The organism is Rhodoferax saidenbachensis (assembly GCF_001955715.1).
Classification (GTDB): domain Bacteria; phylum Pseudomonadota; class Gammaproteobacteria; order Burkholderiales; family Burkholderiaceae_C; genus Allorhodoferax; species Allorhodoferax saidenbachensis.
Window position 1 is genome coordinate 3,636,224 of the sequence record NZ_CP019239.1, and the last position, 21,532, is coordinate 3,657,755.

General features: G+C 61.6%; 19 protein-coding genes. 7 read left to right on the top strand and 12 right to left on the bottom strand.

Going from position 1 to position 21,532, the window contains the following annotated elements; translation table 11 throughout:
• Positions 1-14: 14 nt before the first annotated feature.
• The 3 genes from eutC to eat form a co-directional block, all read right to left on the bottom strand.
• Positions 15-854 (bottom strand): ethanolamine ammonia-lyase subunit EutC, encoded by an 840-nt coding sequence (eutC, locus tag RS694_RS17345; protein ID WP_029707839.1) that lies wholly within the window; start codon positions 852-854, stop codon positions 15-17.
• 9 nt (positions 855-863) lie between these two features.
• A complete protein-coding gene (locus tag RS694_RS17350; protein ID WP_241464031.1) occupies positions 864-2,195 on the bottom strand; it encodes an ethanolamine ammonia-lyase subunit EutB in 1,332 nt (443 codons plus the stop codon).
• Positions 2,196-2,293: 98 nt separating this feature from the next.
• Complete coding sequence (gene eat / locus RS694_RS17355; RefSeq protein WP_029707841.1) at positions 2,294-3,691, bottom strand: ethanolamine permease; 1,398 nt, start codon at positions 3,689-3,691, stop codon at positions 2,294-2,296.
• A 167-nt stretch (positions 3,692-3,858) separates the two neighbouring features.
• Here eat and RS694_RS17360 point away from each other — a divergent pair, with 167 nt between their 5' ends.
• Together RS694_RS17360 and RS694_RS17365 are read left to right on the top strand one after the other, a co-directional pair.
• Positions 3,859-4,809, top strand: coding sequence for a helix-turn-helix domain-containing protein (locus tag RS694_RS17360; protein WP_029707843.1), 951 nt, complete (start codon positions 3,859-3,861; stop codon positions 4,807-4,809).
• Between the two features lie 100 nt (positions 4,810-4,909).
• Positions 4,910-6,715: an NAD(P)/FAD-dependent oxidoreductase gene (locus RS694_RS17365; RefSeq protein ID WP_029707844.1), complete on the top strand. Its 1,806-nt coding sequence runs from the start codon at positions 4,910-4,912 to the stop codon at positions 6,713-6,715.
• A 94-nt stretch (positions 6,716-6,809) separates the two neighbouring features.
• Here RS694_RS17365 and RS694_RS17370 read toward each other — a convergent pair whose 3' ends face one another.
• From RS694_RS17370 to RS694_RS17400, 7 genes are all read right to left on the bottom strand, one after another.
• Positions 6,810-7,910, bottom strand: a complete 1,101-nt coding sequence (locus tag RS694_RS17370; protein ID WP_029707845.1) for a porin — start codon at positions 7,908-7,910, stop codon at positions 6,810-6,812.
• A 350-nt stretch (positions 7,911-8,260) separates the two neighbouring features.
• Positions 8,261-8,890, bottom strand: a complete 630-nt coding sequence (locus RS694_RS17375) for a LysE family transporter (protein ID WP_029707846.1) — start codon at positions 8,888-8,890, stop codon at positions 8,261-8,263.
• Positions 8,891-9,001: 111 nt separating this feature from the next.
• Positions 9,002-9,880, bottom strand: coding sequence for a protease HtpX (htpX, locus tag RS694_RS17380; protein WP_029707847.1), 879 nt, complete (start codon positions 9,878-9,880; stop codon positions 9,002-9,004).
• Between the two features lie 146 nt (positions 9,881-10,026).
• Positions 10,027-10,758, bottom strand: coding sequence for a DUF3025 domain-containing protein (locus tag RS694_RS17385; protein WP_029707848.1), 732 nt, complete (start codon positions 10,756-10,758; stop codon positions 10,027-10,029).
• Between the two features lie 81 nt (positions 10,759-10,839).
• Positions 10,840-11,874: a dihydroorotase gene (pyrC, locus tag RS694_RS17390; protein ID WP_029707849.1), complete on the bottom strand. Its 1,035-nt coding sequence runs from the start codon at positions 11,872-11,874 to the stop codon at positions 10,840-10,842.
• Between the two features lie 41 nt (positions 11,875-11,915).
• Entirely contained in the window at positions 11,916-12,818 is a 903-nt protein-coding gene (locus RS694_RS17395; RefSeq protein ID WP_051391886.1) for an amino acid ABC transporter substrate-binding protein, read from the bottom strand.
• A 71-nt stretch (positions 12,819-12,889) separates the two neighbouring features.
• The gene (locus RS694_RS17400; protein WP_029707852.1) at positions 12,890-13,837 is read right to left on the bottom strand and encodes a LysR substrate-binding domain-containing protein; all 948 of its coding nucleotides are present in this window, start codon (positions 13,835-13,837) and stop codon (positions 12,890-12,892) included.
• 108 nt (positions 13,838-13,945) lie between these two features.
• On the opposite strand from RS694_RS17400, the gene RS694_RS17405 reads away from it, so the two are divergent.
• Together RS694_RS17405 and RS694_RS17410 are read left to right on the top strand one after the other, a co-directional pair.
• Positions 13,946-16,054, top strand: a complete 2,109-nt coding sequence (locus tag RS694_RS17405) for a putative bifunctional diguanylate cyclase/phosphodiesterase (protein ID WP_051391887.1) — start codon at positions 13,946-13,948, stop codon at positions 16,052-16,054.
• Positions 16,055-16,122: 68 nt separating this feature from the next.
• Positions 16,123-16,815, top strand: a complete 693-nt coding sequence (locus tag RS694_RS17410) for a crotonase/enoyl-CoA hydratase family protein (protein ID WP_029707856.1) — start codon at positions 16,123-16,125, stop codon at positions 16,813-16,815.
• Here the strand turns inward: RS694_RS17410 and RS694_RS17415 are convergent.
• The gene (locus RS694_RS17415) at positions 16,812-17,417 is read right to left on the bottom strand and encodes a hypothetical protein (protein WP_029707858.1); all 606 of its coding nucleotides are present in this window, start codon (positions 17,415-17,417) and stop codon (positions 16,812-16,814) included. The two genes, RS694_RS17410 and RS694_RS17415, sit on opposite strands and share 4 nt — an antisense overlap.
• Positions 17,418-17,505: 88 nt before the next feature.
• Here RS694_RS17415 and RS694_RS17420 point away from each other — a divergent pair, with 88 nt between their 5' ends.
• Positions 17,506-17,934: an acyl-CoA thioesterase gene (locus tag RS694_RS17420; protein WP_029707859.1), complete on the top strand. Its 429-nt coding sequence runs from the start codon at positions 17,506-17,508 to the stop codon at positions 17,932-17,934.
• A gap of 107 nt (positions 17,935-18,041) precedes the next feature.
• Here the strand turns inward: RS694_RS17420 and RS694_RS17425 are convergent, their stop codons facing one another.
• Positions 18,042-19,868 (bottom strand): ABCB family ABC transporter ATP-binding protein/permease, encoded by a 1,827-nt coding sequence (locus RS694_RS17425; protein ID WP_076069861.1) that lies wholly within the window; start codon positions 19,866-19,868, stop codon positions 18,042-18,044.
• Positions 19,869-19,909: 41 nt separating this feature from the next.
• Here RS694_RS17425 and RS694_RS17430 point away from each other — a divergent pair, with 41 nt between their 5' ends.
• Complete coding sequence (locus tag RS694_RS17430) at positions 19,910-20,320, top strand: acyl-CoA thioesterase (protein ID WP_029705417.1); 411 nt, start codon at positions 19,910-19,912, stop codon at positions 20,318-20,320.
• Positions 20,321-20,394: 74 nt separating this feature from the next.
• Positions 20,395-21,495, top strand: coding sequence for a serine hydrolase domain-containing protein (locus RS694_RS17435; RefSeq protein WP_029705416.1), 1,101 nt, complete (start codon positions 20,395-20,397; stop codon positions 21,493-21,495).
• Positions 21,496-21,532: the final 37 nt, after the last annotated feature.

Genomic DNA, 21,532 nt, shown 5'->3' on the forward strand with positions numbered 1-21,532 from the left:
ATACATGGCGTGGCTCACGCAAGCAAGAAGTTACTGTGCGCCACCGCCAACGTGTTCGGCGCCGTGGCCGTTTCGTCTTTCAAATCAACCCCGGAGAGCTTGCGTTGACGCGCCTGCGTCAGCAGGTAATGCAGCTTGAAGGCGGCGGCGTCATACGAAAGACCCGCCGGGCGCACATTCGAAATACAGTTGCGGCTGGCATCCGTCAGCCCCACACGGGGCATCCAGGTCAGATATAAGCCCATGCTGTCGGGTGAACTCAGGCCCGGGCGCTCGCCAATCAGCACCACCACCGCCTTGGCGCCCAGCACCTGGCCGATCTCATCACCCACGGCCACCCGGGCCTCGCGCACCAAACACAGGGGCGCTACGCGCCAGCCGTCATCGGCCATGCGCGCGCGCAGTGCCGCCAAAAATGGCGCTGCGTTTTGTGCAATGGCCAAGGCCGATAGCCCATCGGCAACGACCAACGCCAGGTCAAACGTGCGCGTTTCGATGTCGGCAGCGTCTGACGGTGCAGGGCAGGCCTTTTCCAGACGCTCGCGTGAGGCGACATCCAGGCGGCGCCCCAGATCGGGCCGCTGCAGGTACTGGTTGCGGTCCGTTACCGCACTGTGCAATGACAAGGGGGCAGCGCCCGCATCGGGCCAAGCCGCTTGGAGCGGCCCCGCCAGCGCGTCAACATCCAAAGGACGATGCACAGCATCCCGCGCTTGGGCATGGGCTAGCTGAAACTCCAGATGGGCCGCAGTGGGCAAACTGGTGCCGGCCCGCCCCAAGGCGATCCGGGCGTCGGTGAACTGGCGCAAGGCCGCCCACGGGTTGGCAGTGACAGGAGAAACCGAATCGCGCATGCGTAATTTTCAGCCGATCTGTTGCAGTGCTTTTTCAAAAGCAGAAGGCAGGCCGGGGTGCAGCGTCAATGCGTCGCCTTCGCCTTGAAAGATCTGCATGCGCTGTAACCAAACTTCGAACTCTGGCGCCGGGCGCAAACCCAGCACCTTGCGCACATACAGCGCATCGTGGAAAGACGTGGTCTGGTAGTTGAGCATGATGTCGTCAGACCCAGGAATGCCCATCACAAAATTGCAGCCGGCAGCCCCCAGCAGGGTCAGCAACACATCCATATCGTTTTGATCGGCTTCCGCATGGTTGGTGTAACAAACGTCACACCCCATCGGCAGACCCAGCAGCTTGGCGCAGAAGTGGTCTTCCAATCCCGCGCGGATGATTTGTTTGCCATCAAACAGGTATTCAGGGCCGATGAAGCCGACCACCGTATTGACCAACAAGGGCTTGAACTGCCGCGCCACGGCGTAGGCCCGAGCCTCGCAGGTTTGCTGGTCCATGCCATGGTGGGCATTGGCCGACAAAGCGCTGCCCTGCCCGGTCTCGAAATACATGACGTTGTCGCCCACCGTGCCACGCCGCAATGAGAGGGCTGCACTGCGCGCCTCGGCCAGCAAGGCCAGATTCAAGCCGAAGCTGCTGTTGGTGGCCTCTGTGCCGCCGATGGACTGGAACACCAGGTCCACAGGAGCTCCGCGCTCAATCGCCTGAATGGTGTTGGTAACGTGGGTCAACACACACGACTGGGTAGGTATCTCGTAGTGCGCAATGATGTCGGCCATCATGTGCACCAGCTTCATCACCTGCGCCACGTTGTCGGTCGCAGGGTTGATGCCAATGACGGCATCTCCACTGCCGTACAACAGCCCGTCGAGCAGGCTTGCAGCGATGCCCGTGGCATCGTCGGTGGGATGGTTGGGCTGCAAGCGCGTGGACATGCGGCCCTGCAGGCCTACCGTATTGCGAAAGGCAGTGACAACCCGGCATTTCTTGGCAACCAAAATCAAGTCCTGGTTGCGCATGAGCTTGCTGACTCCGGCCGCCATTTCCGGCGTGATGCCCGGCGCCAGCGCCTGCAGCGCTGCCGTGTTCGCCGCATCGCTCAAGAGCCAGTTGCGGAAATCGCCCACGGTCAGGTGGGCGACGGGTGCAAATGCCTGGGCGTCATGCGAATCAAGAATCAGCCGGGTGACTTCATCGGATTCATAGGGCACCAGTGCTTCATTCAAAAAAGTACGCAACGGGATCGCCGCCAACGCCATTTGCGCGGCCGCACGCTCCTGGGCACTGTGTGCGGCCACGCCCGCCAGCACATCTCCGGACCGCAAAGGTGTGGCCTTGGCCATCAGGTCTTTGAGGTCATGAAACCCGTAGGTCTGACGGCCTACGGTGTGGCGATAGGAGTGTGTTGGCAAGGCAAATGGGGGGACTTGGCCCCGTTTATTTACTTGGCAATGGGCGCTGCCATGTCAATTGGCAAGGCCGCAGCGCGTTGTTGTCCTGTCATCTTAAAGTAGCCGTAGCCCAGCACCAGGAAGCCCACAAACAAACCGAAGATCAGCGGGTTGTAGTAAATCATGGTGGCCATGCACACCAATGCACCAAACAGGGCAAACGCCGGGAAATAGGGGTACAGAGGCGCACGGAAAGGGCGCACCATGTCAGGCTCTGAACGGCGCAATTTGAACAAGCTCAGCATGCTCAAGATGTACATCAGGATGGCGCCGAATACCGACATGGTGACGATATTCGCCGTCAGGGACTGGCCGCCAATGGTGATCAACTCGTCACTGTAGATGGCCGCAATACCAATGACGCCGCCGGCCAAAATGGCGCGGTGTGGCGTCTTGAAGCGGGGGTGCACCTTGGCGAAGTACGCGGGCAAATAGGCCTCGCGAGACAGTGCATAGATCTGGCGGGAGTAGCCCAAAATGATGCCGTGGAACGAGGCCACCAAACCAAACAGGCCCAACCACACCAGCATGTGCAACCAGCCGCTGTTTTCACCCACGATCAACTTCATGGCTTGGGGCAAGGGGTCATTGATATTGGCGAGCTTGGTCCAGTCGCCGGCACCACCGGCAAACACCATCACGCCCACGGCCAAAAATACCAGCGTCAAAATGCCCGCGATGTAAGCGATCGGGATAGAGCGCTTGGGGTCTTTGGCCTCTTCAGCGGCCATGGCCACGCCTTCAATCGCCAGGAAAAACCAGATGGCAAACGGAATCGCGGCAAACATGCCGGGAATGGCTGCGAGGCTGAAGCTGTCCTGACCGGACCAGCCGCCTTTGGTGAAATTGGCCATGGAGAAACCGGGAGACACCACACCCATGAACACCAGCAACTCGAAGATGGCCAAGATGGTCACACACAGCTCAAAAGTCGCCGCAATTTGCACGCCAACAATATTGAGCGTCATGAACACCAGATAGGCGCCCAAAGCGGCCAACTTGGGGTCTAGTCCGGGGAACTGCACATTGAGGTAAGCACCAATCGCCAAGGAGATGGCAGGCGGGGCAAACACAAACTCCACCAAGGTTGCCGCGCCAGCCAGGTACCCGCCCGTGGGCCCAAATGCACGCTTGCTATAGGCAAAAGGACCGCCGGCGTGCGGAATGGACGTCGTCAGCTCGGTGAAGCTGAAAATGAACGTGGCGTACATGGCGGCAATGAACAAAGCCGTGACGGTAAAGCCCAGGGTGCCGGCAGACGCCCACCCGAAACTCCAGCCGAAATACTCGCCCGAGATCACCAGGCCGACCGCGATCCCCCAGAGTTGCAGGGTGCTGAGCACCGGTTTGAGCACATGGGTGCCCGAAGATGAATTGCCAGCTTGCATGAAATTCCTCCGACATGGATAGAAAAAGAGAGCCCCCTAAATCGGCACGGGCTTTGCATGCGACGAATGTAGGCAGTCCTGTCCCGGCGCGGTATCGAAATTCGGCAAAGTTGCATCCCGCACTTTGACGGTGCGCTGGTGCATGGACTGGGCGACCGGAACACACCATGACCATCCACTACCCGCTGCCACTGCAGACCCGCATCGTTGAAGCCACCGATGCGGATGAGCACGCCAACAACCTGACCAACTGGGAGCAGCGTTATGACCAGATGACAGCGGGCGTTTTCCATGGCTTGCTGGAAGAACTGCAGTTGCCCCACATGCAGGTTTTTCGGGAGAGCACGAGCCAGGGCATGCACCAGTCCTGTTGCGTCTGGCCAGATGCCGTTTGGTTTGGCCTGCCCTACTCGGCCCAGGCCACGCGCATCAATGGCCGCGTGGCAGAGAAAGACGCCATCATGGTGCGCCCGGGTGCCTGCGAGTTTGAGTTGATGACACCGGCCGATTACACGATCTATGGCGTGGTGGTCCGTCTGGACGCCCTGCAGAATGCGGCGGACCGCGGGGGCTACGCACTGGATTGGAACCAGTTGGGTCGCACGGAACGTGTGCATGCCCACCCAGGCCTCCGTCGCACATGCGTGCATGCCCTGGCAGAGCTACTGCAGCCCATGGCGCCCCACAACGAGGCAAACACCGCACAGCAATGCGTATTTGACGCACTGCTGCCCTTGCTCGACACGCGTGCGCCCGATGCGGCCATGCCCACCAGCTTTGCCCGGCGCCAGCGCATTGTCGCGAAGGCACAGGACTACGTGCGGGAGCACCACGACCAGGCCCTGACCGTACCCGCGCTGTGCGACAAGCTGTTTGTAAGCCGCCGCACGCTGCAATACTGCTTTGAGGACGTGCTGGGCATCAACCCTATGCAGTACCTGCGCATCGTGCGACTCAATGGTGCACGCAGGCATTTGCGCGACGCTGCAGCCGCGTCGAAAACGGTGCGCGATGTGGCGGCGGACTGGGGCTTCTGGCATTTCAGCCAGTTCTCCAACGACTACAAAAAACTGTTTGGCCACAGCCCCTCTGAGATGCTGCGCCAGCGCCGCCACTGAATCTTTGCATAAGCCGCAATGTGCGGTGCGGGGTTCGACAGACAGAACCGGCACCGCAAGAAACTAAAATTGGGGTTCTGCTTGATAACTACGAGCCCCCATGATCCGCATTACCGAACTCAAACTCCCGCTATCCGCCCTGCCCGTAGAGGCCCGCCGCGCCGCCGATGCGCCCACGGAAACCGAAGCCGACCGTGCACCGGTCGCCCACCCCATCCCTGCGCTGAAGCAAATGTGCGCGAGTGCGCTGGGCGTGGATGCCGCAGACATCGCCGACCTGCAGGTGTTCAAACGCAGCTTTGACGCACGCAAGGCGGAGCTGCTGGCGGTCTATATCGCCGATATCACGCTAGCGCAACCTGCGCAGGAAACCGCCTTGCTGGCCCGTTTTCCCGGGCACCCCCATATCGGGCCCACGCCCGACATGGCGTACCGCCCGGTCGCCCAGGCCCCAGCAGATTTGCAGGAGCGCCCCGTGGTCGTGGGCTTTGGCCCCTGCGGCATGTTTGCGGCGCTGGTGCTGGCACAAATGGGCTTCAGGCCCATCGTGTTGGAACGCGGCAAGACCGTGCGTGAACGCACCAAGGACACCTGGGGCCTGTGGCGCAAGAAGACGCTGAACCCCGAAAGCAATGTGCAGTTTGGCGAAGGCGGTGCCGGTACCTTTTCGGACGGCAAGCTTTACAGCCAGATCAAGGACCCGCGTTTTCTGGGCCGCAAGGTGATGCACGAGTTTGTGGAACACGGCGCGCCCGCCGAAATCCTGTACGAAGCACACCCGCACATCGGTACCTTCAAGCTGGTGAAGGTGGTGGAGGGCATCCGCGCGCAGATCATTGCGCTGGGCGGTGAGATCCGGTTTGAGCAGCGCGTCGTTGATGTGCTATTAAAAAATGAGCTGGGTACGCAATCCCTGTGCGGGCTAGAGGTCGAAAATCTTCAGAATGGCAGCATCACCACGCTGCCCGCCCGCCACGTGGTCATGGCCCTGGGCCACAGCGCCCGCGACACCTTTGCCATGCTCTACGAGCGCGGCGTGGCCATGCACGCCAAACCCTTCTCGGTGGGCTTTCGCATTGAACATCCGCAAGGCGTGATCGACCGCGCACGCTGGGGCCGCCACGCCGGCCACCCGCTCTTGGGCGCGGCCGACTACAAGCTGGTGCACCACGCGGCCAACGGGCGCTCGGTCTACAGCTTCTGCATGTGCCCCGGCGGCACCGTGGTGGCCGCCACCAGCGAACCCGGGCGCGTGGTCACCAACGGCATGAGCCAGTACTCGCGTAATGAACGCAATGCCAATGCAGGCATCGTGGTGGGCATTGACCCGCCCGACTACCCCGATGACGAAGCCGCCATGGTGCACGCCTTTGGCGAAGAAAAGGGCCGGCGTTATGCGCAGGAAGCCGCCACGCTGAAGGCGGGCGACGCGAAAGCGGCCCATCCCATGTCGGGCATCGCGCTGCAGCGCCAGCTCGAATCCAGCGCCTACATGTTGGGCGGCGCCACCTACGAAGCGCCGGGGCAACTGGTGGGCGACTTCATAACCGCCAAGCCATCCAGCGCCTTTGGCAGCGTGCAGCCCTCCTACAAACCGGGCGTGAAACTGGGCGACCTGGCACCGAGCCTGCCCGGCTACGCCATTGAAGCGATCCGCGAAGCCCTGCCCGCCTTTGGCAAGAAGATCAAAGGCTTTGACATGGCCGACGCCGTACTCACCGGCGTGGAAACCCGCACCTCCAGCCCCATCAAAATCCCGCGCGGCGAAGACCTGCAATGCAGCAACGTACGCGGCCTCTACCCGGCAGGTGAAGGCGCTTCTTATGCGGGCGGCATTCTGTCAGCCGGGGTCGACGGCATCCGGGTGGCGGAAGCGCTGGCACTTTCGCTGTTGGAACAGGCATAAAAAAGCCGCCGACCACCCTCGTGAGAGGATGGGTCGGCGGTTTAACCTTGGTATCTGTCTACTGGGCTGTCGTGATGACAGCCGTGCGGGCTACTTAAAAGTTGTAGCGAATGCCTACGCCCAGAACGCGGGGATCGTCCCCACCCACGGGCGAGTACTTGTTCTCACCGGCTTCAAAACGGGCCTTGCCGTTGCTGTTGTTGACGATCTGGGTCCAGTAGCCGTACAGCGTGACCGTCTTGTCCAGAGCGTAGTCCACGCCGAGAGCCACCATGGTGTAGTCGTCCGCCGCACCACTCTGGGTTTCGGTCGAAGCACCGTAGGTCCCCTTGTAGGTGAGATCGCCGACCTTGTACGTAGTGGCCACAACCCAGTTGTTGTTCAGGCGCCCAACGGTACCGTTCAGACCGTTGTCAATGGTGCTGAGCGCCAGGCCCGCCGTGAAATCACCCCACTTGCCCCCCACTGTCAGTTTGCGGGCAGAGAGGTTGCCAAAAGGTGCGGTGCCAGCGGTCACCGGGTTGGTTGCGTTTTCCTTGTTCTCAAACGCCAAGCCAGCATTCCATGTGCCGTCATCGTATTCAACCGAAGTGCCCCACACAGGCGCGCGGGTGGTGACGGCGGCAGCAGGTTCATCCAGTCCGTAAGCAGCCTTGACCACCACGTTCGAGAACTTGGGGCTCGTGTAGTGCACCACATTGGTCTGGCGGGTGTGAATATTGGCGAACTGCGAAGCAGTGGCGACGCTGTTCTTGGTGCCCTTGCCGTTCACCACCACTTCGAGCGCGTCTGCGCTGCCGTACATGGGGCCTGCGGTCCCCTGCAAGTCTTTCAGCGGCATGTCGTAGGTACCCATCAGAAAACGCCCCCAGGAGTCTGCCTTCAGGCCCACAAAACTGTTGCGGCTGGCAAAGGCCTTGCTGTTGGCGGTATCGTCCGCGGCGATGGAAGTTTCCACCTGGAAAATGCCGGTCAGATCACCCTTGAGGCGCTTCTCGCCCTTGATGCCCAGACGGGAACCATAGCTCTGCGAAAGATTGCGAACCAGTTTGCCGTCATCGTTGTTTTCAACGCCCATATCGATGCGTCCGTACCAGGTGAATTCGGGCGCCGCTTGGGCCATGGCATGGCCGCTGGCCATGACGATACCGAGACAAGCCAAGCGTGAAACGAGCTTGCTTTTCTTGAATTGCATATTGATTCCTAATTGCCTGTTGTAGAGAATTTCGCACCACATGTTGCGAAGACCCGAAGCGTAGAAACCATGCGTGACACTTTGATTGCGCACACCGAAGCCCTTGCGATGTGCGGGGCTGCACCACCCCGTCATAGGCAGGTCATGGAACGCCGTTATTCGTGGGCGCGTGCGCTACATCAGAGCGGTTATGTCAAAGAGTTTCTGGATGCCGACATACCGCTTCCGAGCCCGGCCAAGACACCGTGCTACGGTGTCTGCTCAACAAAACGCTGGACGTATTTCCCCACGCCGACGTGGCAAAAAAAGAGCGCCCTGCAGACGCTCTTGAACCGCTACCGCCAAGACCTTCAGGCTGCGCGTTTGAAGAACGCCAGCAAGGTGCCTGCTGCGACGAAGAGGCCGCCAAACACGCGGTTCATGGCGCGCAGGTGTGACTCGGACTTGAGCGCGCGCAGCACACGCGCCGCCAGTGCGGTGTAGCCACCCATCACGACCAGATCGGTAAAGCCCAGCGTGGCACCGATAACGAGATACTGCGGTGCCAGCGGTGCGGATAGGTCCAGGAATTGCGGCACCACGGCCAACAGAAACACCGTGCCCTTGGGATTAACCGCGTTGATCATCCAGGCACGCAGGACCATGGTGCGCACGCTGACCTGGCTGCCCTCTTCGGTCTGCGCCGCCATGGGCACGGCGGGCGCGCGCCACTGTGCAATACCCAGCCAGACCAGGTAAGCCACGCCTAACCACTTGATCACCAAAAACGCCGTGCCGGAGGCCGCGACCACCGCACCCAGCCCCACTCCCACCACGAGAATCTGCGTCCAGATGCCCAGCACCAGCCCGATGGTGGTGATGTAGCCGCGCTTGAAGCCGTGGTTCAAGCCCGCACTCATGGCTGCAACCGCACCAGCGCCGGGTGAAATGCTGATAGCCCAGGAAGCAGCAAAGAAGGCGAGCCAGGTAGAGAGTTCCATGAAAGTGTGCGCGTAGTGGATAGATAGTGGGGCCAAGCGTGCCCCAAAAACAAAACCCCTTTGCGCCAATGACACAAAGGGGTTGAAGGCGCAGCCGCGAGGCCGCGCCGGTCAGGTATTGGATGCCGTCTGCAGCGCAGCAATACGCTCTTCGATCGGCGGGTGGGTCGAGAACAACTGGCCGATGCCACCGGCAATACCCATGGCCGCCACGCTCTTGGGCAACTCACCGGGCGTCATGCCACCCAGACGCGCCAGCGCGTTGATCATGGGTTGTTTGCGGCCCATCAGTTGGGCGGCGCCTGCGTCGGCACGGAACTCGCGCTGGCGCGAGAACCAGGCCACCACGATGGCGGCAGCAAAACCGAGCACGATGTCCAGTACGATGGTGCTGATGTAATAGCCGATACCGGGGCCGGAGCTGCGGTCATCACCCTTACGCAGGAAGCTGTCCACCGCGTAGCCGATCACACGGCTCAGGAACACCACAAAGGTGTTCATCACGCCCTGGATCAACGTCATGGTGACCATGTCGCCATTCGCCACGTGGGCGATTTCGTGGCCGATCACGGCCTCGATTTCTTCGCGGGTCATGCCTTGCAACAGGCCTGTGGACACCGCCACCAAAGCGGAGTTCTTGAACGCACCCGTAGCAAAGGCGTTAGGTGCGCCGTCAAAAATGCCGACTTCGGGCATGCCGATGCCGGCCTTGTCAGCGAACTTGCGCACGGTTTCCACAATCCAGGCTTCGTCCACGTTTTGTGGTTGCTCGATCACGCGCACACCCGAGGTCCACTTGGCCATGGGCTTGCTGATCAGCAGGGAGATGATGGCGCCACCAAACCCCATGACCAGGGCGAAGCCCAGCAGGGAGACCAGGTTCAGGCCATTGGAGGTGAGAAAACGGTTGACCCCGAGCAGGCTGGCCACAATGCCCAGCACGGCTACGACCATTACGTTGGTCAGGACAAACAGAAGAATGCGTTTCATGGTTTCTTTCAAAAACGACGGGTAACAAAAGTCGTTGCCGGGAATGGTAAGGGCGCTTTCACGGATTTCAAGGTTTTCGGGGCAAATTGGCCCCGGATTTTCAAGGCATTTAGGGCCTGGTCTGTCACCCGCATGTGGCGCAGGGCTCAGATGCGCGGCGGGCGAAACACACTGGTATCGGCATAAAAATCCGGCGCGGCATTGGCGACCCACCAGCCAGGAACGCCCAGCACCGGCAAATGTACAAACGGCTTGCCTGCCAGCTTCTCGGCACTGATGTCCTGCGCCATCCAGTCATCCAGATTTGCTACTGAATTGATAGCTTCTTGCGCACGGTAGACGTGGGCTGTGATCGCTTTTCGTGGAGAAACCAGCTTCTCCAAAAGCGCGTGGCCAAAGAGCACCAGGTGCGCCTCGTCCCACAACGGGCGCAGATTGCCAAACACTGCGCCCCAGTCTTTGGCCGCCAGCGCGTCCCACAACGCGTCGGGTGCCTGCAAAAAGGCTGCATTCTCGTCAAACACCGTCAGCGCATCCCGTGCAGGCCCGCGCACGGGCTGTATGCCGGTCTGCGCAATCTGCGCGGCCTGCAGTTGGTTGAGTTTTGTCTTGGTGGCCGGGAAGTGCAGCCAACACAGACCGTTGAAAAAATCATGCAGGCCGTCACGTGTGGGCACCTGCTGCGTATCGAAGATGAACTGTTCGTAGGCCACGCCTGTGGGCAAGGCGGATTGCGGCACAAAGCGCACGGGGCTTACACCCGTGTTGAGTGCTTCAGCACAACTCTGCCCTGCATCTACATGACTGGCCAACTGGGCCCCTTGCGCCCTGTAGGGCGCCAGCCAGGGCGCAGACCAGTCAATGGCCTTTATGTCCATTGCTAAATACCGTTCGCCCTGAGCTTGTCGAAGCCCTTCGACAAGCTCAGGGCGAACGGGAGTGCCATGCGCTAAAACGCATCAACCCACCAAACGCCACTGCAAGGGTTCACCACCGGCCAGGGGTTTGAGGTTGGCTTCGCCAAAGGCGTAGCTCTCGGGCGGCGTCCAGGCTTCGCGTTTGAGTGTGATGCTGCCAGCGTTGCGCGGCAGGCCGTAGAAATCGGCACCATGAAAGCTGGCAAAACCTTCCAGCTTGTCGAGTGCACCCGCGGTGTCAAAGGCCTGCGCATACAGCTCCATCGCCGCGTGTGCGGTGTAACAACCGGCGCAGCCGCTGGCGTGTTCTTTCAGGTGTGCAGCGTGTGGTGCGCTGTCGGTGCCCAGGAAAAATTTGGGCGACCCGCTGGTTGCCGCTTGCACCAGCGCCTGGCGGTGTGTCTCGCGTTTCAACACGGGCAGGCAATAGTAGTGCGGGCGGATGCCGCCGGTGAAGATGGCGTTGCGGTTGTAGAGCAGGTGGTGGGCGGTGATGGTCGCACCCGTGAACCGGTCCGACGCCGCCACGTACTGCGCAGCCTCTTTCGTCGTGATGTGCTCGAAGACGATCTTCAGTTCCGGGAAGTCCTTGCGCAGCGGAATGATCTGGGTATCGATGAACACGGCTTCGCGGTCGAACAGGTCAATGTCGCTGCTGGTCACTTCGCCGTGCACCAGCAGCAGCAGGCCGGCCTTTTGCATGGCTTCCAGCGTCTTGTAGGTCTTGCGCAAGTCGGTCACACCTGCGTCGCTATTGGTCGTGGCGCCAGCGGGGTAGAGTTTGGCGGCCACCACACCAGCGTCTTTGGCGCGTGCGACCTCGTCAGCGGGCAAGTTGTCGGTGAGGTACAGCGTCATCAACGGCTCAAAGGCCACACCGGCAGGCACGGCCGCCTGGATGCGGGCCTTGTAGGCCAGTGCCTGCGCCGCAGTGGTCACCGGCGGCTTCAGGTTGGGCATGATGATGGCGCGGCCAAACTGGGCGGCGGTGTGGGGCACTACGGTGTGCAGGGCGTCGCCGTCGCGCACATGCAGGTGCCAGTCGTCAGGGCGGGTCAGGGTGATGGAAGAGGTCATACCCGCTATTGTCCCAAATCACGGCCCCGCCTCAGGCCAGCTTAAAACGGCACAAAGTCCGACGGGTATTTCCAGAAGTCCTTGAGCAGGTAACTCACGGGCATGTTCAGCGATGTGCCCTTGGGCGGAATCGGTTGCAGGAACCATTTTTCATAAATCGGATTGATGTCGCGGCTCAGGATCAGCCGGCGCATCTCTTCGTCCACGACCTTCTTGAACTCAGGATCATCCTTGGGCAGCATGATGGCCAGGGGCTCGGTGGTCAAAAACTTGCCCACCACCTTGAGGGCGGCCGGGTTCTTGCGGCTCGCTGCCAGGCCGTAGAGCAACACGTCGTCCATGATGAAGGCGTCGGCCTCACCGCTCTCCACCATGTCCACGCCCTTGGCGTGGTCTGCAGACTGCAGGATGGTGACGTTCAGCAGCCGTTCCCGGTTGGCCTGCTCGGCAGCCTTGAGGGGCGTGGTGTCTTTGGTAGACACCAGTTTTTTGTTGCTCAGGTCTTCAATCCGTACGACGGGGCTTTCTGCGCGCACCAGCAGGCGTGCGCCGGTGATGAAATGCGGAATGGTGAAGGCCACTTTGGCGCGGCGTTCCTGGTTGTTGGTGGTGGAGCCACACTCCAGATCGGCCTTGCCCTGTTCAATGGTGGCGATGCGGTTGGCCGAGGTGACCATCAGGAACTCCACCGCCATGTTCTTGGCACCGGTTTTCTTGCGCACCGCGTCAGCAATCTTCAGGCACAGGTCGATGGCGTAACCCACCGGCTGTTTGTTGCCGTCTAGGTAGGAGAACGGAATGGACGACTCGCGGTGCGCGATGACCAGCTTGCCACCGCTGGCAATCCGCTCCAGGATGGGGGTTGCGCCGGCTGCGGTCGACACTCCCGCTACAGCGACCAGACAGACCAGCGCGGCCTGTGAAATTTTCTTTGAAATATGCATGTTTAAAGACCCAACGAACTTTCGATTCTCACATTTACGCAAAACCCGTGCCTTGAGCGCCTGCTGACGATCTATGCGGTCTTGCTTTGTGTCTGCAGATACGCCCACAGCGCCTGCGCGGCACTTTTGGGCGCTTTGCCACTGTAGGCTTCCTTGCCCAGCGGCTTTTCGCGGTAGGCCCGCATGTCCATGGTGATTTGCATGCCCGACATACCCGCCGGGGCAGCGCTCACCAGCTTTTTGGCACGCAACTCCTTGCGGATGGCGCTTTGCGGCAAAAAGGCAATGCCGTGCCCTTCCATCGCCATGGCCTTCAGACCTTCGGCCATATCGGTCTCATACACCCGGTCCAGGTGCATGGCCACACCCGATTGCTTCAAGATCAATTCAGCCACCTGACCCAGGTAAGCGCCCGGCGCATAACCCAGGTACGGCAGAGGCTGCTCCAGGCGCCCCGGCAGACGAAACAGCGGTTCGCCATTGGCATCGGCGCGTGCATACGGCGCAATCACCTCTTCACCCAGACTCACCATCTCGTAACGGTCCGCGTCCAGCTGGAACGGCTGGGCGCTGTGGTGGTAAGCGATCAGCAAGTCACAACTGCCCTCCACCAGGCGCATCACGGCGTCATGCACGTTGAGCGCAATCAGGCGGCTCTTGATGGGGCCAAAGTTCTCGCGCAGGCTGCTGACCCAGGCCGGAAAGAAGGTGAAGGCCAGCGTATGCGGCACCGCGAATTCAATGAAATCCTGCCCCGCCGCGGTGTGGCCGCGCAGCATGGCGCGTGTGCTTTGCAGCGACTGCAGCATCTCCAGCGACTGGCCGTACAGGGTCTCGCCCGCAGGTGTCAGACGCGTGGGGTAGGAGCTGCGGTCCACCAGATCGGTACCAGCCCACGCCTCCAGCGACTGGATACGCCGCGAGAAGGCAGGTTGCGTGACATGGCGCAGTTGCGCGGAGCGGCTGAAACTGCGGGTTTCCGCCAGACTGACGAAGTCTTCAAGCCATTTGGTTTCCATACCCGGATTATCCGCGCAGGCTTGGGACTCGACGCCGGGCACAGGTTGGGCGTAAACTGGTCGCCACCCCCGCCCCTGTACCTTGCTGAAAGAAGACCAACTGTTGCCGTGGCTACTTTCAAGACCTTCCGCCTGACACGCTATTTTTCGGTGCTGTCTATGGCACTGATTCTGGTCGCCGGTGGGGTGCTGGGTCTGTCGGCACGCCACCAGGCCACGCAGCAAGTCAACAAGATGGCCGAGGGGCACAACGAGGCCATGGGGCAGGTTTTCATCAACCAGCTGTGGCCCGAGTTTTCTGTGCTGCTGGCCGATTCCACCGGGCGCTCCGGCGACGCACTGCGCGCCGACGCGCGCATGGCCGACCTGCAGGAACGCACCGCCACACTGATGGCGCGCTCCCACATCATCAAGGTCAAGGTCTATAACCGCGACGGGCTGACGGTGTTCTCTTCCGACCCACGCCAGATCGGTGAAGACAAGCGCGGCAACGCCGGTTTTCAGGCCGCGCTGGCCGGCCGCAGCGCCAGCGAGCTGACACACCGCAACCAATTCGACAGCTTCGAGGGCACGCTATCCGACATTGAGGTGGTCTCCAGCTACCTGCCCTTGCCCGCCCCGGACCGTGTGACGGGTGTGCTGGAGGTCTACCAGGATGTGACACCCGCCATGCACAACCTGGGCCGGGTGCTGCTGGAGGTGGTGGTGTCCGGCTCGCTGGTGATGGTGGTGCTGTACCTGGTGCAGCTACTGGTGGTGCGCTACGCCCAGGAGGTGCTGCGCAACCAGGAAGAACGCCTGGTGGAGTCCAACCGCGAACTGGACGCACGTGTGGCCGAGCGCACCGCAGAGCTGGGCACCATCAACGACAAACTGCAGGAAGAGGTAGCCGAGCGCAAGCGTGCCGAAACGCGGCTGGAGCACCTGGCCCACCACGATCCGCTGACCGGCCTGCCCAACCGCCTGCTGTTCACCGAGCAGTTGCCGCGCAGCGTGGGCAATGCGCAGCGGCACAAACACCAGGTCGGGGTGTTGTTCATTGACCTGGACCGTTTCAAGGAAGTCAACGACACCATGGGCCACAGCGCGGGCGATGAGTTGCTGCGCGAAGTGTCTACCCGCCTGAGCCAACATTTGCGCAGCGGTGATCTGCTGGCCCGCCTGGGCGGTGACGAGTTTGTCTGTGTGCTGGAAAACCTGCAGGCTCCGTTTGAGGCCAGCCAGGTCGCCGAGAAACTGATTGCCTGTGTGGCCAGCCCGATGACCCTGCGTGGCCATGAGGTGCGCATTTCTGCCAGCATCGGCATCAGCCTGTACCCGGCCGACGGCACCACGCCCGATGACCTGTTGCGCGCGGCCGATACGGCCATGTACCAGGCCAAAAAACACGGCCGCAATACCTACCACTTCTACACGCCAGAGATGACCCAGTCGGCGCGCGAACGCGCCCAACTGGACCGGCTGCTGCGCCACGCCATCACGAACAACGAGCTCGATGTGCACTACCAGATCAAGATGGCGCTGGGCAGCCAGGCCACGCCCAGCGGGGCAGAGGCCCTGGTGCGCTGGACCAACCCCGAGCTGGGTGCCGTGCCACCGGCGCGTTTTATCCCAATTGCGGAAGAGTCGGGTTATATCGTCGAGCTGGGTGAATGGGTGCTGCGCCAGGCCTGCAGCCAACTGGCGCTTTGGCGCGCGCAAGGCGTAGACATTCCGCAAATCTCGGTCAACCTGTCGGTGCGGCAACTGGAGCGCGCCGACATCCTGGAAACCGTGCGCAGCGCCTTGCAAGAAAACGGCCTGGCACCCGAGATGCTGGAGCTGGAGATCACCGAGTCCGTCATCATGGACGCGGACGATGCCATCAGCGTGATGAAACAACTCTCGGAACTGGGCGTGCGGCTCGCGGTGGACGACTTTGGGACGGGTTATTCCTCGCTGTCGTACCTGAAGCTGTTGCCGATCCAGACGCTGAAGATAGACCGGTCGTTTGTCGTGGGTATCGGTGACAACGGCGGCGACGAATCCATCATCCGCGCCGTGATCGGCATGGCGCAGAGCCTGGGCCTGTCCACCGTGGCCGAGGGGGTGGAGACACTGGCCCAACTGGCATTTCTGCAACAGGCGGGGTGCGAACAGATCCAGGGCTACCTGTTTGGCAAGCCGCAACCGGCTGACGTTTTCCTGGAAGGCTGGAACGCCCGGCCCCTCACATAGGACAGAGGAAGCAGACGCCATAAAACCGCAGTGACAATCAGCGGAGAAATCACCCGAGGAAAAACACCATGACCGAACTTGTTTCTTACCAACTGGACGATGGCATTGCCACGCTAACGCTGGCCAACGGCAAAGCCAACGCCATCTCGCCCGACGTCATCACCGCACTGAATGCCGCGTTGGACCGCGCCACAGAGGACAAGGCCATCGTCATCCTGACCGGCCAGCCCGGCATGTTGTCGGCCGGTTACGACCTCAAGGTGATGACGGCATCACCGCAAGACGCAATCACACTGGTCACTGCGGGCAGCACGCTTGCGCGGCGCATGCTGGCCCACCCTACCCCCATCATCGTGGCCTGCTCCGGCCACGCGGTGGCCAAGGGCGCGTTTCTGCTGCTCAGCGCGGACTACCGCGTGGGCGTAGAAGGGGCGTTCACCATCGGGCTGAACGAAGTGCAGATCGGCATCACCATGCACCACGTGGGCATCGCGTTGGCGCGCGACCGGCTGCGCAAGACAGCCTTCCAGCGCGCCGTCATCAACGCCGAAATGTTCAATCCGCAGTCCGCCATGGGCGCGGGCTTTCTGGACGCGGTGGTGGCCCCCGAAGAACTGATGCCCGCCGCGTTGGCCATGGCCCGGCACTTCAAGAAAATCAACCTCAAGTCACACGCGGCCACCAAACTCAAGGTGCGCAAGACGCTGCTGGACACGCTGGACGCGGCCATCGCGCAGGACCAGATCAGCGGGCTGACTTAGCCAGCCAGCACCGCGTTGTAGGACTTGCGCGTCTGCGGTGACACCGCCTCCAGCACCTGCGCATACGCTGTCTGGTGGCGCAACAGCAGGCGGGCCGAGGCCACGCCCTTGGAGCGGCAGAACCAGTGGCAGGTGTGCTGCATCAACATCAGCTCGGCCAAGAGCGTGAAGGCCCGACCCCTGGGGTTTTGCTGCAGGCTGTTGTTGGCGGCCTGGGTCAAGCCGGTGGCGTGCACACGCAGCGCGGCACGCACATCGAAGGTAGCGCCCGGCGCCCACTGCGTGGCGTAGGGCACGGCAATGGGCAGCGTACTCACACGCGCCTGCGCGGCATCCACTTGGGCAAAGCCATCGGCAAACCGCTGAAACTGGCCACTCAGGCGCGCCTCAGCGCTGGCCTGCAGCTCCCATATCTGCGTCTGGCGCGCGGCATCGACCTCGCCCAGCGCGCGCTGGTACGCCGCAGTCAGCGTCTCCATCAGGCTCTCGATCTCATAGGCACCCAGATGGCTGCCCAGCAGGGCAATGCGGCGGCGCTGCTCGCGCAATTTCAGAAAGTGCGCGGCAAGGGCCAGAAGCGACAGGGCAAGCAGGAAATCCATGGGGAAGATCGGTCCATTGAAAAGAGCAGGGAGTGTAGCGGGGCCGCCATCTGGCGGTAGGATGGTGCCAGTACACACCGCGCTCACCATGCCACGCATCCAACTCACTCCCGCCAATACATACCCGTTTGCCACCGACATCCAGATCTACATCAGCCACGTCAACCAGGGCGGGCACTTGGACAACGCGCAACTGCTCACACTGGTGTCGGAGGCGCGGGTGCGCTTTTTCAAGGCGCTGGGCTACTTTGAATCGGGTGTGGAAGGTGCGCTGATCGTGGTGGGTGACATCGTGGCGCAGTACAAGTCCGAAGGCTTCCACGGCGAGACCATGCAGGTGGAGATGGGGCCGACCGATTTCAACAAATACGGCTTTGACCTGCAGTTTCGTATGCGCGAGAAAGAAACCCACCGCGACGTGGCGTTGGGCAAGATCGGCATCGTCTTCATCACCGCGCACGACCGCAAGGTGATGCCGGTACCGCCTGCGTTTCTGCAGCGCTTGGGCACGCTTTAGTCCTCTCGGCGCTGTTGCGCCTTCGTGCAAGCCGCCCCAAATCGCTATTATTTGTATAGCTGCTTGCGAACAATCCATGAGGCCTAGAGGCCTAAAAAACTTAAAACTTACTCCGTACTCTGCTGCATTGCCCACATGGCCGCATAACGGCCATTGGTCGCCATCAGCTGGGCGTGGTTGCCACGTTCGATGATGCGGCCGGCGTCCATGACCAAGATTTCGTGCGCGTCCACCACGGTGGAGAGGCGGTGTGCGATGACCAGAGTGGTTTTGTTGTGGGCCACGTTTTGCAGCTCGGCCTGGATGGCGCGTTCGTTGGCGCTGTCCAGCGCGCTGGTGGCTTCGTCGAAGATCATGATGGGCGGGTTCTTCAGCAGCGTGCGGGCAATCGCCACGCGCTGCTTCTCGCCACCGGACAACTTCAGCCCGCGCTCGCCGACCATGGTGTCGTAGCCCTTGGGCGCGGCGGAGATGAAGCCGTGGATGTGCGCAGCCCGTGCCGCCGCCTCCACCTCGGCACGACCGGCGCCGGGGCGACCGTAGGCGATGTTGTATTCCACCGTGTCGTTGAACAACACGGTGTCTTGCGGCACGATGCCCAGAGCCTGGCGCACGCTGCTTTGGGTGACCTGCTTGATGTCCTGCCCACCAATCACGATGCGACCGTGCTGCACGTCATAGAAGCGAAACAACAGCCGTGCCAGCGTGGACTTGCCCGAGCCGCTGGGCCCGACCACGGCGACGGTCTTGCCGGCAGGAATCTCGAAGCTGATGTGGTGCAAGATGGTTCTGGCGGGGTCGTAGCCGAAGGTAACGTCCTCAAACTGCACGCTGGCGTCCTTCGCGCCGTGGGGCAACGACAGCGCCTGTGCACCGGGCACGTCGGCAATCTCGCGCTCTCGCTCCATCAGCGTGAACATCTTTTCCAGGTCGGTCAGGCTCTGCTTGATCTCGCGGTAGATCACGCCCAAAAAGTTCAGCGGGATGTAGAGCTGGATCATGAAGGCGTTGACCATCACCAGGTCGCCCAGCGTCATGCGCCCTTCCACCACACCCTGGGTGGCGCGCCACAGCATGGTGACCAGGGCCACGGCGATGATGAGTTGCTGGCCGGTGTTGAGCAATGAGAGCGTGGTCTGGCTCTTGACCGCAGCACGGCGGTAACGCTCCAGGTTTTCGTCGTAACGGGCAGCTTCGAACTCTTCGTTGTTGAAGTACTTGACGGTCTCGTAGTTCAGCAACGAGTCGATGGCACGGCTGTGGGCCGTGGAATCCATATCATTCATCTTCTTGCGGAACTGTGTGCGCCACTCGGTCACGCTGATGGTGAAGGCGATGTAGACCACCAGCGCCACGATGGTGATGCCGGCAAACCAGACGTCAAACTTGACCGCCAGGAGCGTGAGCACCAGTGTCACTTCGATCAGCGTAGGGATGATGCTGTAGAGCGAATAACTGATGAGTTGGTGCACACCGCGCGTGCCGCGTTCGATGTCGCGTGTCATGCCGCCGGTCTGGCGTTCCAAATGGAAGCGCAGGCTCAGGGCGTGCAGGTGGCGAAACACTTCTAGGCTGATGCTGCGCGACGCGCCTTCCGTAGCTTTCGCAAACACCAGCTCACGCAGCTCGGCAAACAGCGAAGTGGACAGGCGCAGCGCGCCATACCCCAGCAGCAATGCCACCGGCACCACCAGCAGGGCTGTGGCATCACCGGGTTTGAGCGTCATTGCGTCCACCAGGGTCTTGAGCAGCAGCGGCACCCCCACGTTGGCCAGCTTGGCACCAATCATGAAGGCCAGCGCCGCTATCACGCGCCATTTGTAAACCCACAGATAAGGGAACAGGCGGCGCAATGTGGCCCAGTCGGATTTGGGGGGGGCAGAGGCAGCGGGGGGCGCGGCGAGGGGCAAGGCAGAAGGGGCAGAGGCGCGCATGGGAAAATTCGTTATTTCGTGTTCAGAATAGGATTGTGACCATGTCCAGCCCCAACAGCCCCCTCCCCGTTTCATTACCCACTGACGCCGAGTTGGTGCTCAAAGTGATTCCCATGCCCGCCGACACCAATGGCAATGGCGATATCTTTGGCGGTTGGGTCATGGCCCAGGTGGACTTGGCCGGATCGGTACTGCCCGCCCGCATCGCCGACGGGCGCCTGGCCACGGTGGCGGTGAACGAGTTCATCTTCAAACAACCGGTGCGCGTGGGCGACATTCTCTCGCTCTACGCCCGCGTCACACGGGTGGGCCGTACCTCCATCACGGTCAAGGTCGAGGCCTATACCGAGCGCTTCCGCACACAGGGGCAGTACATCAAGGTGACCGAGGCATCGCTGACCTACGTGGCAATTGACGACAACGGGCAACCCCGGGAAATACCCAAGCGCTGAATCGGCTTTTTCCCCTATATTGGCCGCAGGCCCGCGCCCGCGGGGTCAGGCGAATATGGGGGAGAACCGGATCCATGCGACACACCTACCTGACTTGGGCTCTGCTGACTGTGGCCTGCGGCACTGCCCAGGCCCAGGCGTGGTACCAGATGGACAGCCCCGAGAGAATCCAGTCCGGCCTGGTCACCCACGCCTCACGCCTGCATGTATTCAAGCCCGCCGCCTCTCTGCGCGTGCTCCCGCCCGCGCCCGCTACCGAGAACACGCAACGGCTTGCCCGCGAAGGCAAATCCTTCGCCAGCAGCGCCTATTCCGCCCTGCTCATTGAGAACGGGAACCTGGTTTTCGAGGAGTACGCGCAGGGAGCCTCGGCGCAAACACCGCTGAACGCCTATTCGATGACCAAAAGCTGGCCCGCGCTGGCGGTGGGCGAGGCGCTGTGTGCAGGAAAGATCAAGAGCCTGGATGACCCGGCCCAGCTCTATGCGCCGCAGCTCAAAGGGACCGCTTACGGCGAGGCCAGTGTGCGCAATCTGCTGCGCTACACCAGCGGTGCTGAAGACCCGGGTGGCAACGGCTATGTCGGCATTCACAGCCTGCCAGCTTTCAAAAGCATGACCGAACACAAGATGTCGCTGGTGGAGCTTCTCAAAAAGTACGGCGGCAGCGGTCGCTTCAAGGCGGGCGAGAAGTTTGTCTACAACGGCCTGGATTCGGAAGCACTCAGCATCGTGGTGCGCGAGGCCACAGGCATGGCATTACCCGCCTGGTTCGAAGCCACGGTCTGGCAGCAGGCGGGGGGCGAATCTCCGGCTGCCTGGTACCTGGACAGTGAGGGCAATGGCATCGCGGAAGTTTTGCTCTTTGCCACCACCCGGGACTTTGCCCGCATAGGGCTGTATGTACTGGAGCGCCTGACCGACAAAGCGGGTAGCCCTTGCATGCAGGAATTTGTGAAGGAAGCCGCCAAACCACTGGTCGCCAAAGGCTACTGGGACGCCGCACCGCAATGGGGGCTCGGACTGCACACGGGTGCTGACGGCAACACCTGGATGTTTGGACACGCGGGCCAACGCGTCGGCATCAACGTCAAGAACGGTCGCGTTTTTGCAACCAACTCCATGCGGGACACCACCATGACCGACTCCAGCGCACGCAGCTTGCTGGCCCGCTGAGACGTTTTGGCGGGTACTGGGCGCGTCACGGCAGTTG

Coding starts and splice junctions, on each gene's coding strand:
- RS694_RS17375 (WP_029707846.1), bottom strand. CDS start 8,890: ATGGAACTCTCTACCTGGCTCGCCTTCTTTGCTGCTTCCTGGGCTATC.
- eutC (WP_029707839.1), bottom strand. CDS start 854: ATGCGCGATTCGGTTTCTCCTGTCACTGCCAACCCGTGGGCGGCCTTG.
- RS694_RS17425 (WP_076069861.1), bottom strand. CDS start 19,868: ATGCGCGCCTCTGCCCCTTCTGCCTTGCCCCTCGCCGCGCCCCCCGCT.
- htpX (WP_029707847.1), bottom strand. CDS start 9,880: ATGAAACGCATTCTTCTGTTTGTCCTGACCAACGTAATGGTCGTAGCC.
- RS694_RS17365 (WP_029707844.1), top strand. CDS start 4,910: ATGATCCGCATTACCGAACTCAAACTCCCGCTATCCGCCCTGCCCGTA.
- RS694_RS17385 (WP_029707848.1), bottom strand. CDS start 10,758: ATGGACATAAAGGCCATTGACTGGTCTGCGCCCTGGCTGGCGCCCTAC.
- RS694_RS17370 (WP_029707845.1), bottom strand. CDS start 7,910: ATGCAATTCAAGAAAAGCAAGCTCGTTTCACGCTTGGCTTGTCTCGGT.
- pyrC (WP_029707849.1), bottom strand. CDS start 11,874: ATGACCTCTTCCATCACCCTGACCCGCCCTGACGACTGGCACCTGCAT.
- RS694_RS17415 (WP_029707858.1), bottom strand. CDS start 17,417: ATGGATTTCCTGCTTGCCCTGTCGCTTCTGGCCCTTGCCGCGCACTTT.
- RS694_RS17420 (WP_029707859.1), top strand. CDS start 17,506: ATGCCACGCATCCAACTCACTCCCGCCAATACATACCCGTTTGCCACC.
- RS694_RS17350 (WP_241464031.1), bottom strand. CDS start 2,195: ATGGCCAAGGCCACACCTTTGCGGTCCGGAGATGTGCTGGCGGGCGTG.
- RS694_RS17395 (WP_051391886.1), bottom strand. CDS start 12,818: ATGCATATTTCAAAGAAAATTTCACAGGCCGCGCTGGTCTGTCTGGTC.
- RS694_RS17410 (WP_029707856.1), top strand. CDS start 16,123: ATGACCGAACTTGTTTCTTACCAACTGGACGATGGCATTGCCACGCTA.
- RS694_RS17360 (WP_029707843.1), top strand. CDS start 3,859: ATGACCATCCACTACCCGCTGCCACTGCAGACCCGCATCGTTGAAGCC.
- RS694_RS17430 (WP_029705417.1), top strand. CDS start 19,910: ATGTCCAGCCCCAACAGCCCCCTCCCCGTTTCATTACCCACTGACGCC.
- RS694_RS17435 (WP_029705416.1), top strand. CDS start 20,395: ATGCGACACACCTACCTGACTTGGGCTCTGCTGACTGTGGCCTGCGGC.
- RS694_RS17400 (WP_029707852.1), bottom strand. CDS start 13,837: ATGGAAACCAAATGGCTTGAAGACTTCGTCAGTCTGGCGGAAACCCGC.
- eat (WP_029707841.1), bottom strand. CDS start 3,691: ATGCAAGCTGGCAATTCATCTTCGGGCACCCATGTGCTCAAACCGGTG.